Source organism: Mesorhizobium sp. M7A.F.Ca.CA.004.06.1.1, from assembly GCF_003999135.1.
Classification (GTDB): Bacteria; Pseudomonadota; Alphaproteobacteria; order Rhizobiales; family Rhizobiaceae; genus Mesorhizobium.
Map to the genome: position 1 here is coordinate 1 of NZ_RZPQ01000843.1, position 2,420 is coordinate 2,420.

General features: G+C 59.8%; 4 protein-coding genes. All 4 read left to right on the forward strand.

Annotation, left to right across the window (positions count from 1 at the left end):
* Nucleotides 1–78 precede the first annotated feature (78 nt).
* Genes EN906_RS30990 through EN906_RS31005 form a run of 4 tightly spaced genes read left to right on the forward strand, consistent with a single transcriptional unit; the run spans nt 79 to nt 2,354 of the window.
* Entirely contained in the window at nt 79–615 is a 537-nt protein-coding gene (locus EN906_RS30990) for a hypothetical protein (protein WP_164764445.1), read from the forward strand.
* A gap of 5 nt (nt 616–620) precedes the next feature.
* Nucleotides 621–1,604, forward strand: a complete 984-nt coding sequence (locus EN906_RS30995; RefSeq protein WP_013531602.1) for a phage major capsid protein — start codon at nt 621–623, stop codon at nt 1,602–1,604.
* A 12-nt stretch (nt 1,605–1,616) separates the two neighbouring features.
* Entirely contained in the window at nt 1,617–2,108 is a 492-nt protein-coding gene (locus EN906_RS31000) for a hypothetical protein (RefSeq protein ID WP_127271039.1), read from the forward strand.
* A gap of 60 nt (nt 2,109–2,168) precedes the next feature.
* Nucleotides 2,169–2,354: a hypothetical protein gene (locus tag EN906_RS31005; RefSeq protein WP_027036502.1), complete on the forward strand. Its 186-nt coding sequence runs from the start codon at nt 2,169–2,171 to the stop codon at nt 2,352–2,354.
* Nucleotides 2,355–2,420 lie beyond the last annotated feature (66 nt).

Consider the following 2,420-nt stretch of genomic DNA (forward strand, 5'->3'; position numbering starts at 1 on the left):
GTGGTAACGCCTGCGAAGGCAATCGATTTTCTGTTCAATGCCCAGGCCAATCTGGACCGGGCTCCCGTCGAATCCATCATGGCCATCATCGACAGCTACGGCGTGCGCGACAAAATCGCAGCAGCATTTGGCCAGACCGTCCAGCAGGGCGAAAGCGAATTGCGGCAAGAGATTGCCGGGTTGAAAACGTTGCTCGCAACGGTCGGAAACCCCGCAAGTATCGACGACCGCATAAACCAGAAGCTTCAGGAACGCGCCGACCAGACATCGGCCGAAACTGAGTTGACCCGCTTGTCAGCCGACAAGCCGCTCTACTCGGAAATCCCTGAAGTCGACATGGTTGAAGCAATCCACAAGGCGCGAAGGAAGCTTGGCGATGCCGCCTCGAAAGAGGCCGTGTTCGGTCTGGCTTACGACATGGCCGTGAACGCCGATCCCGATCTTCGGGCCAAAGCAGCCGCTGGAAAGCCAGCCGCTTCGAATGGCGCCGCCAAGGTCGAAGGCGCTCGTCGAGCCGCCGCCGTCAACATCCCATCAACCGCATCAGGCAAGGGTCGGGCTCTCACCGAAGAGGAAGAGTTGGCCGCTGTCTATGATCGCAATCAAAAGGGTTAAACACCATGGCTGGTCCGTCGACCACCTTCACTGAAATGGTGTCCACCACGCTTCGCAACAGCGCGAACGAGGTGGCGGACAACGTTTCGAAGAACAACGCCTTCCTCAACCGGCTGAAGAAGAAGAACAAGATCCGCAACCTCGATGGCGGCACCGAAATTCAGGTGCAGCTCGAATACGCGGAAAACAACACCTATCAACGCTATGCCGGCCTCGACACGCTGAACACCAACGGCTCGGATGTCGTCACGTCCGCGAAATTCGACTGGGCGCAGGTCGCGCTGCATGTCGTTTCCAGCGGCAAGGAGCTTCGCCAGAACAGCGGCAAGTTCGCGATGATCAACCTCGTCAAGACCAAGAAGGGCAACGCGCTGAAGACCGCCGCGAATAACTTCTCGGTCGATCTGTACTCGGATGGTTCGCTGTCCAACCAGATCGGCGGCCTGGCCAACATTCTCCAGACCAATGGTCAGGGCACGGTCGGCGGCATCGATTCCGCAACCTGGACGTTCTGGCGCAACAAGTTTCTGGAGGCCACCGGCACCAACCTTGCCGCCTCGCCTTCGGCAGCAAACGCCGCATCGTTCAAGGCCGACATGAACAAACTCTGGCTTGCTCTGACGCGCGGCGCCGACAAGCCGGACATCATCACCTTCAGCCATGACTTCTATTCGCTGTACGAACTCGGCGAGCAGCAGCTTCAGCGGTACATGGACGCCGACATGGCCCAGTCGGGCTTCATCGGCCTGAAGTACAAGACCGCAGACGTGATTTTCGACGACAACACGAATTTCACGACCACGGCAGAGAAGGGCTATTTCCTCAACACGGATTACGTCTACGTCGACCAGCACAAGGAAGCTCAGTGGACGCAGGACGACGAGAAGAAGCCCGTCAACCAGGACGCCGTTGTCATCCCGTTCTACTGGATGGGCAACCTCGTCACCTCGAACCGGTCGCTTCAGGGCGTCCTCTTCGACGCGGCATAAGGAGCGGAAACCATGACCTCTTTTGTTGGCGCCAACATCACCAAGACCTACACCGCGGCTGATCTCACGGGCGCGGAAAGCGGCAAGGCTCCCCGCCTTGGCGACACCTACGAATCCTATGACGGCAAGGTCTATCGGTTCGTGAAATACAACCAAGGTGCCGGCGCTATCGCCGCCGTCGCCAACAACGTGGTTGGCTTCTACGCGCCGGCCGGCGTCTCTGCCGGTCAGACGAACGAAGTCACCTCTGACGTGTCCGACACCGCCGCAAACGGTGCCGGCGTTCTCGCTGCTGCCCCCGGCAATGGCGAATATGCCTGGATACAGGTCAAGGGCGTGGCAACGCTTACGACCGCGCTGGTCTCCGGTGCGGACGGCAACGGCCTTGTTTTGTCGGCCACCACGGATGGCACCCTGAAGGTTGCCGCCGCCGTGACTGATACGGTCTGCGCCTACGCAATCGACGCTTCGGCGAAGATTGTCATGTGCGCCTTCCCGTACTGATCCGGCTTCCGGGCGGGGCTTCGGCTCCGCCCGTCCCCCTTTCAACCGCAGGAGTACGGAATGCCAAAAGTGAAAGCAAAGGCCGCGTCAGCCGATACCGGCGCGGTAACGAACATCAGGAAGCTTTGGAACGGTGGCGAGCGCCTTCGCGCAGCCGAAGCCTTCAAGGCAGCAGAATTCGACGAGGACCAGGCAGACGCCATCTTGGCGGAGCTTCCCGACCTCCGCGACCTCATCAGCGAATAAGGGCGCTTCGGCGCCCGCTACGTTTCAGGAGCAATGCACATGTCCGAAAACCAAGCCCCGATGATC

Coding starts and splice junctions, on each gene's coding strand:
- EN906_RS30995 (WP_013531602.1), top strand. CDS start 621: ATGGCTGGTCCGTCGACCACCTTCACTGAAATGGTGTCCACCACGCTT.
- EN906_RS30990 (WP_164764445.1), top strand. CDS start 79: ATGGCCATCATCGACAGCTACGGCGTGCGCGACAAAATCGCAGCAGCA.
- EN906_RS31000 (WP_127271039.1), top strand. CDS start 1,617: ATGACCTCTTTTGTTGGCGCCAACATCACCAAGACCTACACCGCGGCT.
- EN906_RS31005 (WP_027036502.1), top strand. CDS start 2,169: ATGCCAAAAGTGAAAGCAAAGGCCGCGTCAGCCGATACCGGCGCGGTA.